Genomic DNA, 17,264 nt, shown 5'->3' with positions numbered 1-17,264 from the left:
TCATTACTTGTTACGGGCTATTCAATTCCGCTACAACTGAGAACACAATCAAAGTTCTCAGGAAAGGATTTGCTGAATACGGCATACCTGATGAAATCCTAACCGATCACGGAACTCAATTCGTTGCAGCTAAGAGCAGAGAGAAAGCTAAGCACAGGTTTAAGGAGTTTCTGGCCGAGAATGGGGTTAGACATATTCTGGCGAGAGTAAACCATCCTCAAACCAACGGGAAGGTGGAGAGGTTCTTCGGCTTGATGGGGCAGAAGCTTAACCTGTTTGGTTCAGTGGAGGAGTTCGTTGAGTGGTATAATTACGTAAAGCCACACATGAGTCTGAATTTTGATGAACTTGAGACTCCCTATCAGGCTTTTCTCAGGAAGTTGCCTGCTGAAAGGGTGTTTGAGTACGGAAGGTGGTTGTTTGAAGAGTGAAATTATTTCGGGATATCACAAGCTGGCATTTCATAATATTCTAACGTATCAAAACCGATAAGTTTATATAATATTCTCAATGTGATATTTTAAAATTGAAAGATAAAACCATCAACCACTCCAATTTCCAGAAGGATTAATCAGACTGTTTTTTAATTTGAAAAACGTTAAATATTGTGCATAATTTTCTAATGAAGAGGTGTGAAAAATGAATTACCAGCAAGAGTATGAGAAGAAGCTGATCAGTCCTGAGGAAGCTGCTGGTCTTGTAGAAAATGGCATGAACATACAGCTTGGCGGTGCAGCGAATACTGCTCTTATAATAGACAAATATCTGGCGATGAGGAAGGACGAGCTGGAAAACGTCAAGGTTGGAACGTTTATAGACCTCGCCAACTATGAAATCCTGAAGGCCGACCCGTCAGGAGAAGTTTTCGAGTGGTGGAGCGGATTTCTCTACCGACCGGTAAGATCGAGGAGCAAGGAATTCGGTCCCTGCGTTTTCAGGCCAAACCTGTATCATGATGTCCCCAGGATCGTGAGAGAGTATGTCAACCTGTATGAACCTATAGACATCGCCTACATAGTCACAACTTCAATGGACAAGCACGGTTACTTCAATTTCGGCCTTACCTGCTCTCACATAAAGGCCATTACAGAGGTGGCAGAGAAGGTCGTGGTTGTGGTGAAGGAAAACATGCCGTGGATCAACGGAGGTTACGACGAGTGCATTCACATCTCCGAGGTCGATTACATTGTCGAAGACAGAGAGCTGCCGGTGCCATTCATACCATTCACACCACCACCATCCAGAGAGGACGAAATGATTGCTGAGAACATAATTAACGCTGAGTTGAAGAACGGCAGAAAGCTCATCCAAAACGGCTCCACCATTCAGGTGGGAATTGGTGGGTTGCCGGACACCGTTGTTAAGCTGCTCAAGGAATGCGGGTACAGGAATCTGGGAGTGCACACAGAAATGATTGGAGATGGTACGCTGGAGCTGATAGAAGAAGGGATCGTGACAAACAGCGAAAAGAGGCTTGACAGAGGTAAGAGTGTGTTCACCTTTGCACTCGGAAGCCTCAAGCTGTATGATTACCTCGACAAAAACCCCGAGGTGGCCACGTATCCAGTGGACTACACGAACGATCCGTTCATCATAGCTCAGCAGCCCAAGATGTTTTCGCTGAATCAGGCGGCGGAGGCAGACCTGATGGGACAGATAAACTCCGAGCAGATGGGTCTGATTTCGCCAACAGGCAAGCTTTATCAGGTAAGCGGTACAGGAGGACAGTTGGATTTTGTGATGGGCTGTCTGTTCAGCCGGGACAGGCAGGGTATCAGCGTTCTCGCTATGTACTCAACCCACAACGGAACGTCAAGAATAAAGCCAATACTTCCTGCAGGTGCGGCCATCACCGTGCCGAGAAGCATGGTTCAGGTTGTTGCTACCGAGTGGGGCGTGGCATACCTGAGAGGCCTAACCGTCAAGGACAGAGCAATTGCCATGATCCACCTGGCCCATCCCGACTACAGAGACTGGTTAGCGAATGAGGCCGAGAAAATAGGAATATTCCCGCCGAATTACACCATCCCGGCAGGGAAGCCGGACTACGTGCTTTACAAAAGAGATTAAATTTTTAAAAAATTTTAAAAGGCATCAAGCATATTTATTGTGTGGATGTTCGCAAAGCAGCACTGCTTTCTGCCTGCATTTCCTCATTTCTGACCCCATTCATAGGATCTGCCACCAATGTGGCCCTCCCCTCGATCGGGCGGGAGTTTCAGACCAGTGCAATAACTCTCGGATGGATTGCCACATCGTATCTGCTTGCTGCAGGTATGTTCTCCGTTCCTTTTGGAAGACTGGCCGATATCGCTGGAAGAAGGAGGGTCTTTGTGTCCGGACTTACAGTTTTCAGCGCCGGATCGATCCTGTCGGCCATATCGACTTCTCCAGAATCCCTGATAGCATTCAGAGCTTTTCAGGGAATTGGTGGGGCGATGATTTTTGCCACATCTGTGGCGATTCTTACGTCGGTGTTTCCCCCAGAGGAGAGGGGAAAGGTGATAGGCATCAATACCGGCTCTGTTTATGTAGGTCTGAGTCTGGGACCGTTTCTTGGTGGGTATCTGACCCATAACCTTGGATGGAAAAGTGTATTTCTCTTCAACGCCATTTCTGGAATTGCCGGACTTGCTGTAGCCCTCATGTATCTGAGAGGTGAGTGGGCAGATGCGAAGGGCGAGAAATTCGATTTGACAGGCTCCATCATCTACGCATTGATGCTCCTCCTCATAATATATGGCTTTACGGAATACCAGCTTCTTTTTTTGGCTGCAGGGCTGATGCTGCTGGTGGTTTTTGCAGTCCACGAGAGCAAAAAAGACCAACCCGTGTTTGATATCAGACTGTTCATGAAAAACCCCACATTTTCCCTGTCAAGTCTAGCTGCGCTGCTGAACTATACCTCAACATTTGCTGCGGGTTTTCTGCTCAGCCTGTATCTGCAATACATAAAGGGGTTCGATGCGCAGCAGGCCGGGGTGATACTCGTTTCCCAGCCGGTTGTTATGGCAGTGTTTGCTCCCATTGCCGGATGGATCTCTGACAGGATAGAACCCAGAGTCGTGGCTTCTGCAGGCATGGCACTGACATCACTGTCTCTATTCCTCTTCTCCAGTATTGAATCGGAGACTTCTCTCAACACAGTCATGGCCGATCTGGTGCTGCTCGGTTTTGGTCTTGCCCTTTTCACATCACCAAACACAAATGCAATAATGAGTTCCGTGGAGAAGAGATTTTTCGGTATTGCATCAGCGATGGTTGCAACGATGAGGCTTGTGGGTCAGACGCTCAGTATGGCGCTGGTAATGCTCGTATTCTCAATAACCATAGGAAAAGCGAGTATAACACCTGAAACATACCCCTACTTTATGGAAAGTGTCAGACTGGCCTTTGAGATCTTTACGGCACTTTGTTTCATCGGAATTTTTGCCTCACTCGGCAGGGGAAAAATAAGACAGTAAAATTTTTTATATTTGTATTGTATATTGCTAACGCTCGTGGTAAAAAATATTTAATTTTTTACCAAATTCCTGAGGATTTTTTACCTAATTGTCGATTTTGTGCAAAAAACTTTTAAATCCAACTTAAAATCTGAGAACATGAATAGCGGAGATGTAGCATGGATACTGGTGTCTACAGCGTTAGTTATGCTCATGATTCCCGGAGTGGGATTCTTTTATGCAGGAATGGTGAGAAGAAAGAATGCGGTAAACATGATAGCACTGAGCTTCGTATCTCTGATAATCGTAAGTATTCTATGGATTCTGTACGGATACTCTCTTGCTTTCGGCAGTGACATTATGGGATTTACAGGGAGCCTGAATTACGCAATGCTCAACGGTATAGGCATTGAAGACCTCAAAGGACTGGAGATTCCACACATGCTGTTTGTAATCTACCAGATGATGTTTGCGGCAGTCACCGTTGCTATCCTGACGTCGGCAATTGCAGAAAGGGTGAAACTGTCGGCCTTTATCCTGTTCAGTGTTCTGTGGGTCACATTCGTTTATGCACCATTTGCACACTGGCTGTGGGGCGGTGGATGGCTCGCAAAACTGGGTGCAGTTGACTTTGCGGGGGGAATGGTCGTTCACATCAGCTCGGGATTTGCAGCACTGGCTCTGGCCCTTGTGGTTGGCAGACGAACGGGGTTTGAGGAGTACTCGATAGAGCCGCACAACATCCCAATGACTCTGCTTGGGGCGGCATTGCTCTGGTTTGGATGGTTTGGATTCAATGGAGGAAGCGCTCTGGCTGCAAACGGACTTGCTGCGAATGCAATTGTCGTCACGAACACCTCAGCAGCCGTTGCAGGCCTGGTATGGATGATTATTGGATGGACGAGAGGGAAACCGGGAAGTCTCGGGATTGTGAGCGGTGCAATTGCAGGTCTTGCAGCCATAACCCCTGCCGCCGGCTTTGTGGATGTGAAGGGGGCGGTGATCATAGGTCTCGTCGCTGGTGTGATATGCTACGCAGCGATGGACTTCAGAATAAAGAAGAGAATAGACGAAAGCCTCGACGCCTGGGCCGTGCACGGAATTGGTGGACTCTGGGGCAGCATTGCTGTTGGACTGCTGGCCAATCCGAAAATAAATGGCTATGCAGGTCTGGTGTTTGGCGGCTCGCAGCTTATAACCTCACAGCTAATTGCAGCGATTTCAACTCTGGTCTATGCATTCGCAGTCTCGCTAATAATTGCAAAAATCGTGGATGCGACTGTCGGATTAAGAGTGGATCCACAGGAAGAGTACGTTGGACTGGACATCTCCCAGCATGAGGAGGTAGCATATACGTGAGGTGATCTGAATGAAGATGGTGATTGCCGTTATAAGGCCCGAAAAGCTGGAGTGTGTAAAAAAGGCACTGGAAGAAAAGGGATTTGTCGGAATGACGGTTACAGAAGTGAAGGGAAGAGGTGAGCAGAAGGGAATCAAGCTTCAGTTCAGGGGAAGGGAAGTCGAGGTTGATTTGCTCCAGAAGACAAAGATAGAAGTCGTCGTTTCAGACAAGGACGTTGATGAGGTGATAGAAACAATAGCAACATCCGCCAGAACAGGGAAATTCGGAGACGGAAGGATTTTCGTTGTTCCGGTGGAGAAATCAATAAAGATACGCACTGGTGAGGAAATTATTTAAAATATTTTCCTTCTAATATTTCTGCTTTACACAGAATGTCTGAATATCAAATTACCGGGATTCGGTTCGCAGCCGATATGTCCCACTCCAGAGTTTAACGGAAACTTTCGTATTGATACCTGAACGAAAAGTAAATAAAATATAAAAAACAATTTTTCAGAACGAGATGTTGGGGTTGATAATGTGAAAAAAATCTGGGTTTACCCACTGCTCGCCTTTCTGGCATTTTTGATGCCAGTTAGCGCAGAAGAATGGGAGCTTGTTAAGCTTACAGACAACAGCGTTGATGAATTGATATATGGAGGCAGTATGACCGCTGACGGCAAGAAAATCGTTTTTATCTCGGATACGGATGGAAACACAGTTACGAGATGGGACAGAGAAGTTTTCCTGATGGATCTGGTGACAAGAAAGATCGAGAGGATAACGAACAATGTTTACGAAGATTCTTGGCCTACAATTTCAGGAGATGGATCGAAAATTGCGTTTGTCGAGTATAACTCTGATTTGAGGGAGGTGTATGTTGTAAGCGAGGAAAACGGATGGCAGCAAACAGCACCTTTAGTCGAGGCTCTGGGTTGGGTCGTTCCTTTGCTGAACCATGATGGTAGCGTTCTCACAGTTTACGACCTCGACTTTTTCGAAATCAAGTACATTTACACAGCAACGGGAGCACAGCATAAAGCATCATCTGTATTTCTGGATCCGACGCTTTACTCCAACTATCTGCCAACGAGGTCTTCGGGCGGATACAAACACAGCTTCGTGGATTCCACCTGCTATGACTGCGTGAAGCATGTCTACCTATCGAATCTCGCACCATCACAGCCTGCTGAAATTTACACCGCCTCAGAAGATGAGCACATTCTCTATCCTCCATCTGCAAGCGATGATGGGAAAGTTGTGTTTCCGATGAAGTCTGAAAGCTTGGGTGGGAGAAACGGCATCTTCATCTACCAGAATGGCAACTTGATGCAGCTCGTCAATGAAGAAGACGCTTACCCGGTAATAAGCGGGGATGGAAGCAGGGTTTATTACATAAAGTACTCTTACACCAATGGCTGGGAAATCTTTGCAGTAAACTCCGATGGGAGTGGAGAGGAGAAAATAATATCCACAGGTCTCAAAAGGATATCCGTTCCCCTCGTGAACTACGATGGAAGCATTCTGGTGTTCAGAGGCGAAGATACTGACCGCGATTTAGAGCTGTATGCTGTGATGAAGAAGAATCAGGTTGTGGTTGGCTCTTTCAACCTGAACTTTGTTCCCGCTTTTCCCGCCATGACCGCAATTACTGTTGGGTCTGCACAGGCTTCGTACGGGGATGAAGTGCAAATTCCTGTTGAAATTGAGAAGGCAAACAAAATCGGTAGCATGAACCTCATTATAGCCTATCCAAAGGATGTGCTCGAAGTTGTTGATGTGATTCAGGGGTCGCTGACCGAGAACTCGCTTTTTGACTACAATGTTGAGGATGGGAAGATAAAAATCGGAGTCTCTGACACCAATGGAATAAGCGGGGATGGTTCTCTGTTCTACATGAAATTCAGGGTTATGGAAGCAAAGGAAAAGGAGTCTGGTGGAAAAGAGTCTGGAAGAAAGAGAATTGCTGGCGAAAATCTGCTCCGTCTGAAAGAGATATCTGATGTATATTCCATTTCGGTTGAGGAAGCAGACATTTACGACGTTGATGGGTCGCAGATAAAGCCGTTAATCATAAACGGAACATTCGAGATTACAAGCGAGGAGGAGGCAAATAAGGGAGATGTAAACGGAGATGGTGTGATAAACAGCCTCGACGCCCTGCTTGCCTTGCAGATGTCCATCGGCAAAATAGAAGCCAAGCCTGTGGCTGACATGGACGGGGATGGCAAGGTTCTGGCGAAGGATGCTACCGATATTCTGAAAATTGCAACAAAGAACATGTTTGAGCAAACGAAGAAGTTTATTGAACTTGGAATCGGTAAATGAGGTGATACGATGTTTGCAAGACTGTTTGCAATCATTTTAATACTCCTGACAGTAGGCACGGCATCAGCCCTAACAGTGAAACTTCCTGAGACAACTGGGGGTGTTGGATCGACAATAGAGGTAGCAGTTGAGGTTGAGGGGGCGAAAAATGTGGGTAGCATGGACATAGTTATATCTTACGATCCTTCAGTAGTTGAAGTAAAATCGGTTGGTAAGGGAGAGTTGAACAGGGGTTTGATCTCATCCAACAGCAAGGAAGGTGTGGTTGCCATAAGCCTCGCAGATTCCAGGGGTATAAACGGGGATGGAGCTGTAGCTTTGATAGAATTCAAAGCTCTTAAGGAAGGGGAGTCGCCGTTAACAATCCAGAGCGTAAAGGCATACGATGTCAACACACACGTTGATATAAAGGTTGACAGGCAGGATGGAAAGATTACTGTTGCTGGAAAGGAGGAAAAGAAAAGCCCGGACTTTGAAATCGGAATAGCTATCGCCGCACTGGTCACGCTGGCTTTGAGAAGCAAGGGTAAAAGATAAGGAAGGAAGAAAGTGAAAAAGCATGAAACATCTTTTTTTGATTCTGCTCACATTTGGATTTTTAACCACAGCAGTTTCAGCAACAACAATGAAAGGAGACTGCAACAACGATGGAAACATAACGAGCGTTGACGCTTTAATTGCGTTAAAGATGTCCGTTGGAAAGCTCAAGCCTGACATGGTCGCAGACATGAACTATGACGGTAGAATAACAGCATACGATGCGTTCAAAATACTCATGCTTGCAACTGGCGATAAAGACGAGCTTTTCTTTGAGCTTGGCGAAATCGTTAACAATTACAAAGTTGGCAGCATTTTAAAAGATGCAAGGATGAACTGGATAATTACAGAGAATGACGGTTCTAAGCTAACAATTGGAGTCGTCATTGAGAATGGTGAGTTGAGGAAATTCATGAAAGGCGGAATTGAAAATCCGACGATGAACGCATATACTACGGAGAAAGTCGTGAGACAGTTACTGGATTCCAAAGACCCGAAAGCATTAAAGAAGGCCATAGACGATGGTAAAATAAAACTGGAGGGAGTTGGTATTGTTAATCATATTAAAGTGACATTAATCAGCTTTCTGTCCAAATTTGTTTGAATTCTTATTTTTCCAGCAAGTATTCTGGACGGGCGAAATAAAAAGATAAAGAATTCAGGAGAATTTCTCAATTACATCTTTCAGATATATCCTGTGCTGTCCCAGCTTTCCTTCATAGTTGCCGGCAGAGATCCTCACGACTCCATCAATCCTGCTCACGACATCCATGCATACATACATGGCCTTCTCAACTGCCTCCCTGTTTATCCCGTTAATGACAATCTCGGGTATGGATTTTACACCTTCAGGAACCCTTGAGTCCGGTATCTTATTTTTCAGGGTTGGACAGAAGTAATGATTTGTCGTTGGACCGATTTCAGGATACTTGGTTTCCGGTTTACTGCCAGCCGAACAGATGTCAAATGAAGTTATCACACCATCAACCTCCTTGAGAGCCTCAACAGCAGCTTCTCCAGCCTCCAGTGCCGCCTCCTCACTCTCGCAGAAGTACCAGATATTTCCTCCTGCAATACCCTCGGCGTAGCCAATGTACCTCTCGATTATGAATTCACCAAACATGATCGGAAGCCTGATGACCTTTCTGCTCCACATTTCCTCCTCCCACTCATAACCATCCCCACATCTTCCCACGTTGATTTCAGCATCAAAGAAATTTTCGCTGTCGGTTGCGTTGAAAACCCTCGTTGTCGGTACAACGAGAATTCCCTGCCTTATCCTTTTACCCATCTCCCTCATAAGCACATCCAGAAACTTTTTCGATTTCTGGACCCATATCTGGCAGATTGCTCCAAGCCTTCCGTCGGGAGTTTCTTGAGGTGATAGCCAGCGCTCTACTCCACCTTCCGCCTCTCCAAAAACCGTCGAAGGCAGGGCAGTGGCAGAGTAAGCTGCTCTCTTCAGCAGCCACTTGTGCTTTGCTGTCACAATTATTCTTGAGTATATCCCATCAAAAGCCTCACAATAGGTGTCATCAACCGGCACACCATTCAGTTCAAGCATGTTAGGAGGTCTCAAGAAACTATAAAAAGATTGACGTTGGCAACCTTTTTAAATCGAAAGTCGATATCGAAAGTCGATATGATTCGAAAACTGTTCCTGGGATTCGTGAGACTCCACGTACTCTACCATGCATCCAGAGGGGAAATTTACGGTAAATGGATGATTGAAGAACTGGCCAGGCACGGTTATTCCCTCAGCCCCGGAACACTCTACCCTATACTCCACGAGATGGAGAGAGAGGGTTTGCTGGAATCCAGAAAAGTTGTTGTTGACGGCAAAATCAGGAGAGTTTATCGAGCTACAGAAAAGGGAGTCAAGATTCTGGAGGAGGCAAAGGACAGGGTGGAAGAGCTTTTCAGGGAGATGGTGGGAGAAAATGAATAGGGCAACCAGGTTCATACTTCTGATGGGTATAGTGAGCCTTTTGGGAGATATAACTTACGAAGGGGGAAGAAGTGTAGTCGGTCCATTTCTCGCAACATTTGGCGTCAGTGCAGTTCTTGTCGGGTTTATTTCAGGATTCGGTGAGTTTGCAGGTTACGCCTTCAGATTGCTGTCGGGATATGTTGCAGACAGAACGAAGCGGTACTGGCCGATGACCTTTCTGGGTTACGCAATGATCCTGTGCATTCCACTTCTCGTTCTGGCAAATAGATGGGAGATTGCAGCCGTTTTGATCATTCTCGAGAGATTGGGAAAGGCAATAAGGTCTCCCCCGAGAGATGCAATGCTGTCCTTCGCCACCAGAGAGATCGGCAGGGGGTGGGGATTTGCAATTCACGAAGCCATGGACCAGATTGGTGCTGTCATCGGACCGCTAATACTTTCTGCAGCACTTTTGAAATACAACTATCAGGAAGGTTTTGCTGTCCTGGCAATACCAGCCCTGGCAACGATTGCAGTGCTGACCTTCGCCAGATTCCAGTATCCCTCTCCCAGGAAATTTGAGGAAAAGCGAGCTGAGGTTGAGGAAAAGGACGTTTTCTGGCTCTACACGCTTTTTGTGTTTTCAAGTGTCATGGGCTTTGCCAGCTTTCCGATAATAGCCTACCACTTCAAGGTTAACTCCGTATTTTCCGATTCCGTTATTCCGCTCTTATACGCTGTTGCGATGGGTATTGATGCAGTATCCGCTCTTATAGCAGGAAGAGCTTATGACAGAATCGGTTTTGGTGTTCTAATCGCAATCCCCCTTCTCATCCCACTCACCCTCCTTTCCTTCACGGATCTTGCACTGTTCGGTGTTGTCGTTTGGGGAGCGGTAATGGGGATGCAGGAGACTGTAATGCGTGCATCGGTAGCCGACCTCGTCAAACTTGAAAAGAGGAGCACAGCGTACGGAATTTTCAACACCGCATACGGCTTTGCATGGCTTGCTGGAGGTGTGATTATAGGCGCACTTTACGAGATGTCTTTCAATCTTCTCACGGCTTTCGTTGTATCGGCCGAGTTCGCTGCACTTGTTGTCCTCTACGCAATTGTCAGAAAAATGAGGACAGTGATGTCTGTCTGAAAACGTGGTGACTCCATTTTCTTCTGTCACACTCAATTCTTGATGCGGCCCTTTCGAACGCCTCGCTGAATGAGTCAAAAACCTCTGGATTTGAATTGAGAGCCTTTCTAACCCCTTCTTCAACCACCCAGACGCCGAGTGGAGCATAGTAGGACGGTTTTATTTCTCTGATTATCAGAACCGAGGCCTGCCTTCTTTTTCTTCTGAGATACTCAAGCACGGGCAATCTTGCTGCGTAATAGCCACCACCCAGAGGGGAGTAGTCCTTCTTCACCCTTATATCCTCACTGTCCACCCCAACCCAGTCCTCTTTCGGACTCCAGAATGACTTTCTCTGCCAGATCTCCACAAGCTGGAAAAAATATCTGCCAGGATACAGTATCACCTCAAAATGGTTCCCGAAGTGTTCGAAACTGAACAGCCTAGTATCGCTGATCGCATCAAGGTCGGCGATTTCCCTCTTTATCTGCTCACCCAGTATGCTGTGCACGGCTGTTATGCTCCATCTTGTAGGGACGAGCTTTCTGTTCTGTCTGTTCCCCAGCATGCCTGCTGAGAAAATCTTCTGGAGGTAGTATGTTGAAAAACCGTGATTATACAGGTCAAACAAACCTTCATGAGCCCTGAGCTCGTCGTAGTAAACCTTCTCAACCCTGTCAGGAATTTTCGGATTCTCAGCAATTCTCAGCCTTTCAACGACTGCAGAATATCCCACAGGCTGAATGACATCGTCAAATTCAGCCTTTCTGCTCAGCTTCTTTATCTCAGCTTCCACATCCACCGGCCTGATCGCAGCCGTCATTTCCTGAAGCTCAACAACCTGTCTGCTCTCTGATCTGACGTCTTCAACCCTCATTCGTGTTGATGCCCTGAGCAGAGATGTTCTGATTCTTATAACCTCTTCCATATCATTCCACAGCCACGGAGCATCTGCGTAAACGGGATCGGAATCTATGGCGATCAGCGGGCCAACGTAAACCCTTGGATACCCCACTCTGCCGACAAAAATGGAGGGTGGTGAAGGATCAAGAATTCTTCTGTCGATCCTGATGTTCTTCAAAAATCTGTACTTTTCAACCAGCGGACATTTACTCCTTCCGCACAGCAAATTACCCTTGCATTCCGCACACCTCACCATACTGCATAGACTGATTATGATTTTAAAGCATTGTTATGCTCTGATACCTCATTTCCTCCACCTTTTGGCATAGGTATCATCCTTCTCCCTGAACTCTCTGAACATATCCAGATCGGCTGAGACTCTGAAAACGCTTCCGATTCCTTTTTCACCATGCCAGCTTCCGTCTTTATCCCTATACAGCATTGTTAGAAAAAGATTGCCTGAATCTACGCTGGCAAAGCTTGGATTCAGGGATGACTATACTATAGCTGTGAAGAAGAACTTTGCTGAAAAGAGTGGGCTGAAAAAGCTGAGTCAACGGTTTTTGCGATATTCCCCAGAACTCTGCTGTGAATAGTAAAGAACACTACGTTGGACTTTCCGAAGTGGACAGGGAGCTCATTGAAGCATCCATGGGTATAGGGTTGACGCTGGAAATAATCCGACACGTCAGATTTCCAAATGCCTTCCCAGCAATGTTTGCCGCTCTGAAATTCGCAGCCATTCTTGCCAATTCAATTGCGATTCCCACAGCAATAATAGGGTCTCTGGTGAACCGGGAGGGTTCATCTACCAGGGGCTTGTCAGTTTCAACACAGCAAAAATCCTGTTGGGTGCAATTCCGGCAATCATTATATAGCTGTTCTCATTGATGTGAGCCTGACATACGCTGAAAGGATGTTGACGCCTGCAGCAATGCTGGGCAGGTTTCTGAGGCCTTTTAGTCAGATTCAATGACCTCTTTCAAACGTTCCATCTTTTCCAGAATGAGTTTTTCGAGGTCTCTTGCAGAGTCCAGAACTTCATCAACACCAAACTCTCTGATCTCATCCCAGTCAACATGAGACATGACGAAATCCTGAAGGTAGTAAACCATATTTCTGGTGTCTCCGAATGCGTCGTTCAGAACACCCAGCATGAGCATAGCTCTGGCCTTCCTGTCCATATCACCACCATTAAAAAAGATGTTAAAGGTTTTGCAGGACTTCTTCGAGCATCGAGTGGTAAAGCTCCCTGTCCTTTGTAAGATTCGTGAAGCTGAACTTGGCGTGAGGCTGATAGAATTCATCGATGGCTATAGTGGTAATTTTTGTGAAGTGCTTCAGCGAGGACAGCATCCTTGAGAGATAGTAGGGCAGGAATCCGAGAAAAATGACGGTGTCATAGTTACCCTGCCCGTCAAAGCCCTGAAACTCCTCATCCTGCAGGAACTGCGTTATCTGGTGTAGCGTGTATGTCTTCGAGATCGGCCTGACACCCCTCTCTATCAGCGGTCTGCTTGATCCAGCGGTTGCAGCTATGGGAATTCCTTTCTCAGCAAATTTCACTGCAAAATCCACGAGCTTTTCATCCTTCAGCAACTGCCCGCCGGTAATGAGCAGCGGTCTTTTGGCCCTTTTTATCATGTTTGCAACTATTTTCGGCTTTACTGCTGTGGACTCCCTGCTCACCTGAATATCCGCTATGTCAAATCTCTTGGGAGAGGGATACTTTTCTTCCTTGGTTACCGCCATCCATATCACCCCCTTGTGTATTTCTCGTAAACCTCCTCCACAATCGTCGGGTTAAAGCCAGCATCGTAGTGTCTGATCGGACCCTCGACAATCTTTTTCTTCTCCCAGTCAATCTTCCAGCCATACTGTTCTTCAAGAATCTTCAGCAACTCCTCCCTCTGCTTAAGCGGTAGATCCGCTTCGCTCCTCACATAGAGGTGCCAGTCATCTGGGAGATCGCCGTAGTACTTCTGGTGAAGCTCGATGTAGTGGGTCAGCTTAATCTGTCTGCCGGCAGAGGTATCATTGGGTCTTATACAAAGCCTCGCAAGCTGAACTATGGCCTCCTCCTTTGTTTCAACAGCCACAAGCAGTGAATCTGGCGCAGGTTCGATAAAGACTTTCTGTCTCGTTTTTATGTCGTAAACCCACCACCGGTCCTTTTTCCACGGCTTACCGATGTAAGCCCTTCTGTATTTCGTGCCATGCGGCCCAACAACGACCGGCACTCCAAGGCGGTTGAAGCCGGTGGCAATTGAGGCAGCCTTGTGGCTGTACGGGCCCCATGAAAAGCCTACTGCCCCAACTCTGTTCAGGACATAGTCTGCGATCTCCGCATAGTTGCCCCTCAGAGGACGCATAGCAAAAATGTTGGCGATTTTGATGGTTGCTCCGCTTATATGGGCGTTGCTTACGCAGCTTCCCACATTAACAAGGCCACCAGCATCGAAGTTTCCGGGATACTTCTCATACAGAGTCCTGCCCTCTTCATCCTTTATCATGCCTATATCCATCGCATGACAGCCGGAGGTTACAACGATGTACCGGCGCTTGAGAAACTCCTCAAGAATTTCCACGATTGACTTCATCTCGTCGGGATAGTTTATGCAACCAACAGCGGCAATAACCCCGGGAATTTGCCCGAAAACTATTGGCTGTCCCACCTTCCTGATCTCGGTGTCCTGTATCGGCCCTCTCCCGACCCTCGTCTTGCCAGTCTTGTTGTAAAGATTGTCATAGTTGGCCCTCATTATGACGTTGATTATCTTGATGTTCTTGGGACAGACCTGTTCACATTTGCCGCACGCTATACAGATCTCCTCAAGCTTTGCCAGTTTGCTGACGTCTCCGGTTTTCTGGGCATGAGCCATTCCTTGATCAACTCTCAGACTGTGTGGACATGTGAAAACACAGTTCATGCACTGGGTGCACTTTTCGATTTCCTCTCTGAAGGCACTGTCGTCCTCAAAGAACCGGTACTTTCTCTCCCCCCCATGCTTCCTGAAAACGGCCTCGGCAACAAGTGGTGCAACCTGACCAACCTTCTCCGGAACTGGCAGGAAAACTCCGGGCAGCTTTCCGCTTACTAAAGCATCCACAATCTTCTCCACCGGCCAGTCGCTGACATCGGGCAATCCCCTTGCTGCAGCATCGCTCGTTGCTATGAGCGGGACTCCGGCCTTCTTGCACGCATCCAGCAGATCTGCCCTTATGCACTGCTCGTCGCTGACAACAATATCCGCCAGACCGGCCCTTATAACCCTGAGCTGGTAGTATATCGGCCCGAATATCTTTGCCTTCTGGTTGTATCTCGTCATATCATGTGCCGTGCAGCACAGCCCTGCAACTTCAAAGTCGTCTATCCTTCCCTGCTCTTCCAGATAATCGGAAATTGGTCTGGCATACATGACGTTGTGTCCCACAACCACAATCGTCGGCTTGGATCTGTCGACTATGCCAAATCCCGTATCAACGAGAGGTGTATTGGGTTCTGCTTTGGGGAAATTATAGGCAACGATCTGGGCAATGTCGGCAACCTCCATGCCAACATGGTCAGCCATGCTCACATGCAGGGCCTTGCTTTCGTAGTCAATGTAACTCTCCTCATTTCCAATATGGACTGAATGAAGAACTTTAACAATCTCCTTTTCCGCCCAGCTAAGGGCCTCTCTCAAATCACCCAGAGTTTTCGGCTTTATTCCAACCACCGTCCTCATCACCGGAGCTTCCACATTCACATCCGGTCCCAGATCGATTGGCAGATCCTCACCATACTCCTCAATCAGATGATCTACAAGATGCCTGGCGTGGGCCGTATGAGCAGAAGCACCCACACAGCAGGCGATGGTCACAAGTCTCGCCTTCTGAGTTTTGAGGTCGATTCCACAGGCCCCCTTCTTGTTCATCGAGAGATCGCACGGCCCCATTGTGCATAGGTTGCAGAAATCCTGCATGGGAGCGTAGAATGGCTCATAGCGTTCTAGCAGTGTATGATCCCATTTTCTCAGTTCAAGAATTCCCGGCTTCGGTGTCGGTCCTGCTTCCTCCCATTCTTCCTCTTCCTCCTCCACAACTCTGCCAATTCTGATACTTACGTTTTTTAGCTCATCCAAAACAAAAGCTCCCTTTTTCAGCTCAAACATATTACAACACCACCGCTTATTGGAAAATAACTACGGAATTATACTTTATAAAGTTTTCCCGGTTAATTCCAAAGTAAAAAAACTGCTTGATAAGCCTGCGTTTTTTATTATTTGTTGCTACGCTGTTGGCTAAAGTTAATATCCGATCAAAAAGCTTAAATACCGGATTATATCATTATTTAACATTACTAAATGGAGGTGGTAAGATCGTACGAAATAGAGTTCATAGGCGAAAAAGAGATCGGAAATTTACTGAAGGAGGCTCTGAAAACGGGTAATATTGAGGAGTTTGAGGAGATAGATGGTGGATTCAGGCTGAAGCTGAGTGGTGCAAAAAAGAAGCTTATGATAGTCTGCAGAGGGGGCCGGGGAAAATATGACTGCAAGGCTCTGATAAACTCCAAAAAGTTACCTGAAAACGGTATGATCGCAATAAATGCGGACAAAATAGCCAGATCGTGTGGAAGCACGCCTGAAATAGCGATGCTTGGCGCAATGGCGAAACTGGGCATCTTTGATATTAAAAAGCTAATGGGCATAGTTTACAGAAAAATGGGTTACTCACACGCTATTGCATTGAAAAGGGGGTACGAGGAGGCTCGGATTTAGAGATTTTTCTTTATTTTTTCAAAATCACAACAGCCGGAAAGCTTATACCTGATCAGGCATAATCAGGATATGGATTTCGATCTTGTTGTGAGCTCGACCGTTGAGATATTGAGGAGGGCGCACACCGAACTTCCTGAAGATGTCGTTAAAGCCATCAAAAACGCCCTTGAAAGGGAAGAAAATGAAATTGCAAGGAAAAATCTTGAAACAATTCTCAGGAATATCGATGCTGCAAATAAACTCAAAGTACCAATGTGTCAGGACACGGGTATTCCAGTGTTTTTTGTGGAAATTGGCAGGGAGATTGATCTTGATTTTGACTTACGTGAAGCGATAAGAGAGGGGGTCAGGAGGGCCACAGCAGAAATTCCCCTGAGACCGAACGCCGTGCATCCAGTAACAAGAGAGAACTCCGGAGACAACACGGGTCTGCATACGCCACCCATTAACATCGAACTTGTTGAGGGGGACCGGATCAAAATCGCTGTTATGCCAAAAGGGGCCGGGAGTGAGAACGTTTCAGCGCTGAAGATGATGCTGCCGACCGAAGTGTCCAGAATAAAGGATTTTGTCGTTGAAACCGTGTTGAAAGCGGGTGGAAAGCCGTGTCCTCCAATATTTGTGGGAGTGGGGATTGGTGGGACCTTTGATGGTGCTGCAAAGCTTGCAAAAAAGGTTTTGCTGAGGAATGTGCTGGACATGAGTGAATTCGAGCTCGAACTTCTTGAGGCGATAAACGAGCTCAATATCGGACCGATGGGGCTCGGTGGAAAAACTACAGCGCTTGCAGTTCTTGTCGAGATGGGGCACTGCCATACTGCCTCTCTCCCTGTTGCTGTTAACATACAGTGCTGGGCAAACAGAAGGGCTGAAGTCGTGTTGAGGTGATATT

Annotated in this window: 18 protein-coding genes; 12 read left to right on the top strand and 6 right to left on the bottom strand. The window is 46.8% G+C overall.

Annotated features, from left to right (window positions below; genetic code table 11):
- The 8 genes from JFQ59_RS07005 to JFQ59_RS06970 form a co-directional block, all read left to right on the top strand.
- The coding region (locus tag JFQ59_RS07005; protein ID WP_202319700.1) for a DDE-type integrase/transposase/recombinase at window positions 1–431 on the top strand (431 nt) is incomplete at its 5' end.
- Window positions 432–639: 208 nt separating this feature from the next.
- A complete protein-coding gene (locus tag JFQ59_RS07000; protein ID WP_202319699.1) occupies window positions 640–2,070 on the top strand; it encodes an acetyl-CoA hydrolase/transferase family protein in 1,431 nt (476 codons plus the stop codon).
- A 41-nt stretch (window positions 2,071–2,111) separates the two neighbouring features.
- Entirely contained in the window at window positions 2,112–3,464 is a 1,353-nt protein-coding gene (locus tag JFQ59_RS06995; RefSeq protein ID WP_202319698.1) for an MFS transporter, read from the top strand.
- A 138-nt stretch (window positions 3,465–3,602) separates the two neighbouring features.
- Window positions 3,603–4,802 (top strand): ammonium transporter, encoded by a 1,200-nt coding sequence (locus JFQ59_RS06990; protein WP_202319697.1) that lies wholly within the window; start codon window positions 3,603–3,605, stop codon window positions 4,800–4,802.
- 10 nt (window positions 4,803–4,812) lie between these two features.
- The gene (locus JFQ59_RS06985; RefSeq protein ID WP_202319696.1) at window positions 4,813–5,142 is read left to right on the top strand and encodes a P-II family nitrogen regulator; all 330 of its coding nucleotides are present in this window, start codon (window positions 4,813–4,815) and stop codon (window positions 5,140–5,142) included.
- 183 nt (window positions 5,143–5,325) lie between these two features.
- Window positions 5,326–7,113 carry a cohesin domain-containing protein gene (locus tag JFQ59_RS12680; protein WP_202319695.1) on the top strand — a complete coding sequence of 596 codons (1,788 nt, stop codon included), beginning with the start codon at window positions 5,326–5,328 and terminating at the stop codon, window positions 7,111–7,113.
- A 9-nt stretch (window positions 7,114–7,122) separates the two neighbouring features.
- Entirely contained in the window at window positions 7,123–7,650 is a 528-nt protein-coding gene (locus JFQ59_RS06975; RefSeq protein ID WP_202319694.1) for a cohesin domain-containing protein, read from the top strand.
- Between the two features lie 22 nt (window positions 7,651–7,672).
- Window positions 7,673–8,254, top strand: a complete 582-nt coding sequence (locus tag JFQ59_RS06970) for a dockerin type I repeat-containing protein (RefSeq protein WP_202319693.1) — start codon at window positions 7,673–7,675, stop codon at window positions 8,252–8,254.
- Window positions 8,255–8,308: 54 nt separating this feature from the next.
- Here JFQ59_RS06970 and JFQ59_RS06965 read toward each other — a convergent pair whose 3' ends face one another.
- The gene (locus tag JFQ59_RS06965) at window positions 8,309–9,214 is read right to left on the bottom strand and encodes a formylmethanofuran--tetrahydromethanopterin N-formyltransferase (RefSeq protein ID WP_202319692.1); all 906 of its coding nucleotides are present in this window, start codon (window positions 9,212–9,214) and stop codon (window positions 8,309–8,311) included.
- Window positions 9,215–9,292: 78 nt separating this feature from the next.
- Between JFQ59_RS06965 and JFQ59_RS06960 the strand changes: the two genes are divergently transcribed.
- Together JFQ59_RS06960 and JFQ59_RS06955 are read left to right on the top strand one after the other, a co-directional pair.
- Window positions 9,293–9,598, top strand: a complete 306-nt coding sequence (locus JFQ59_RS06960; protein ID WP_202319691.1) for a PadR family transcriptional regulator — start codon at window positions 9,293–9,295, stop codon at window positions 9,596–9,598.
- A complete protein-coding gene (locus JFQ59_RS06955) occupies window positions 9,591–10,727 on the top strand; it encodes an MFS transporter (protein WP_202319690.1) in 1,137 nt (378 codons plus the stop codon). Before JFQ59_RS06960 ends, JFQ59_RS06955 begins: the two co-directional genes overlap by 8 nt.
- On the opposite strand, the gene JFQ59_RS06950 is transcribed toward JFQ59_RS06955, so the two are convergent.
- From JFQ59_RS06950 to cdhA, 5 genes are all read right to left on the bottom strand, one after another.
- Window positions 10,696–11,865 (bottom strand): Nre family DNA repair protein, encoded by a 1,170-nt coding sequence (locus JFQ59_RS06950; RefSeq protein WP_202319689.1) that lies wholly within the window; start codon window positions 11,863–11,865, stop codon window positions 10,696–10,698. The genes JFQ59_RS06955 and JFQ59_RS06950 overlap by 32 nt on opposite strands.
- Window positions 11,866–11,913: 48 nt before the next feature.
- Window positions 11,914–12,051, bottom strand: coding sequence for a hypothetical protein (locus JFQ59_RS06945; protein ID WP_202319688.1), 138 nt, complete (start codon window positions 12,049–12,051; stop codon window positions 11,914–11,916).
- Window positions 12,052–12,568: 517 nt separating this feature from the next.
- Window positions 12,569–12,793: a hypothetical protein gene (locus tag JFQ59_RS06940; RefSeq protein ID WP_202319687.1), complete on the bottom strand. Its 225-nt coding sequence runs from the start codon at window positions 12,791–12,793 to the stop codon at window positions 12,569–12,571.
- A gap of 22 nt (window positions 12,794–12,815) precedes the next feature.
- On the bottom strand, window positions 12,816–13,361 hold the full coding sequence (gene cdhB, locus JFQ59_RS06935; protein WP_230972347.1) for a CO dehydrogenase/acetyl-CoA synthase complex subunit epsilon: 546 nt from the start codon (window positions 13,359–13,361) through the stop codon (window positions 12,816–12,818).
- Between the two features lie 5 nt (window positions 13,362–13,366).
- Entirely contained in the window at window positions 13,367–15,763 is a 2,397-nt protein-coding gene (gene cdhA / locus JFQ59_RS06930; protein WP_202319685.1) for a CO dehydrogenase/acetyl-CoA synthase complex subunit alpha, read from the bottom strand.
- Between the two features lie 192 nt (window positions 15,764–15,955).
- On the opposite strand from cdhA, the gene JFQ59_RS06925 reads away from it, so the two are divergent.
- Window positions 15,956–16,372 carry a hypothetical protein gene (locus tag JFQ59_RS06925; protein WP_202319684.1) on the top strand — a complete coding sequence of 139 codons (417 nt, stop codon included), beginning with the start codon at window positions 15,956–15,958 and terminating at the stop codon, window positions 16,370–16,372.
- Between the two features lie 69 nt (window positions 16,373–16,441).
- Window positions 16,442–17,260: a fumarate hydratase gene (locus tag JFQ59_RS06920; protein WP_202319683.1), complete on the top strand. Its 819-nt coding sequence runs from the start codon at window positions 16,442–16,444 to the stop codon at window positions 17,258–17,260.
- The last annotated feature ends 4 nt before the right edge of the window (window positions 17,261–17,264 follow it).

It is taken from the genome of Archaeoglobus neptunius (assembly GCF_016757965.1).
Taxonomy (GTDB): domain Archaea; phylum Halobacteriota; class Archaeoglobi; order Archaeoglobales; family Archaeoglobaceae; genus Archaeoglobus; species Archaeoglobus neptunius.
Note: the sequence above shows the minus strand (reverse complement) of the source record. Positions and strands in the feature narration are given on the sequence as shown.

Coding starts and splice junctions, on each gene's coding strand:
- JFQ59_RS07000 (WP_202319699.1), top strand. CDS start 640: ATGAATTACCAGCAAGAGTATGAGAAGAAGCTGATCAGTCCTGAGGAA.
- JFQ59_RS06990 (WP_202319697.1), top strand. CDS start 3,603: ATGAATAGCGGAGATGTAGCATGGATACTGGTGTCTACAGCGTTAGTT.
- JFQ59_RS06985 (WP_202319696.1), top strand. CDS start 4,813: ATGAAGATGGTGATTGCCGTTATAAGGCCCGAAAAGCTGGAGTGTGTA.
- JFQ59_RS06975 (WP_202319694.1), top strand. CDS start 7,123: ATGTTTGCAAGACTGTTTGCAATCATTTTAATACTCCTGACAGTAGGC.
- JFQ59_RS06970 (WP_202319693.1), top strand. CDS start 7,673: ATGAAACATCTTTTTTTGATTCTGCTCACATTTGGATTTTTAACCACA.
- JFQ59_RS06965 (WP_202319692.1), bottom strand. CDS start 9,214: ATGCTTGAACTGAATGGTGTGCCGGTTGATGACACCTATTGTGAGGCT.
- JFQ59_RS06960 (WP_202319691.1), top strand. CDS start 9,293: ATGATTCGAAAACTGTTCCTGGGATTCGTGAGACTCCACGTACTCTAC.
- JFQ59_RS06955 (WP_202319690.1), top strand. CDS start 9,591: ATGAATAGGGCAACCAGGTTCATACTTCTGATGGGTATAGTGAGCCTT.
- JFQ59_RS06950 (WP_202319689.1), bottom strand. CDS start 11,865: ATGGTGAGGTGTGCGGAATGCAAGGGTAATTTGCTGTGCGGAAGGAGT.
- JFQ59_RS06945 (WP_202319688.1), bottom strand. CDS start 12,051: ATGCTGTATAGGGATAAAGACGGAAGCTGGCATGGTGAAAAAGGAATC.
- JFQ59_RS06940 (WP_202319687.1), bottom strand. CDS start 12,793: ATGGACAGGAAGGCCAGAGCTATGCTCATGCTGGGTGTTCTGAACGAC.
- cdhB (WP_230972347.1), bottom strand. CDS start 13,361: ATGGCGGTAACCAAGGAAGAAAAGTATCCCTCTCCCAAGAGATTTGAC.
- cdhA (WP_202319685.1), bottom strand. CDS start 15,763: ATGTTTGAGCTGAAAAAGGGAGCTTTTGTTTTGGATGAGCTAAAAAAC.
- JFQ59_RS06925 (WP_202319684.1), top strand. CDS start 15,956: ATGGAGGTGGTAAGATCGTACGAAATAGAGTTCATAGGCGAAAAAGAG.
- JFQ59_RS06920 (WP_202319683.1), top strand. CDS start 16,442: ATGGATTTCGATCTTGTTGTGAGCTCGACCGTTGAGATATTGAGGAGG.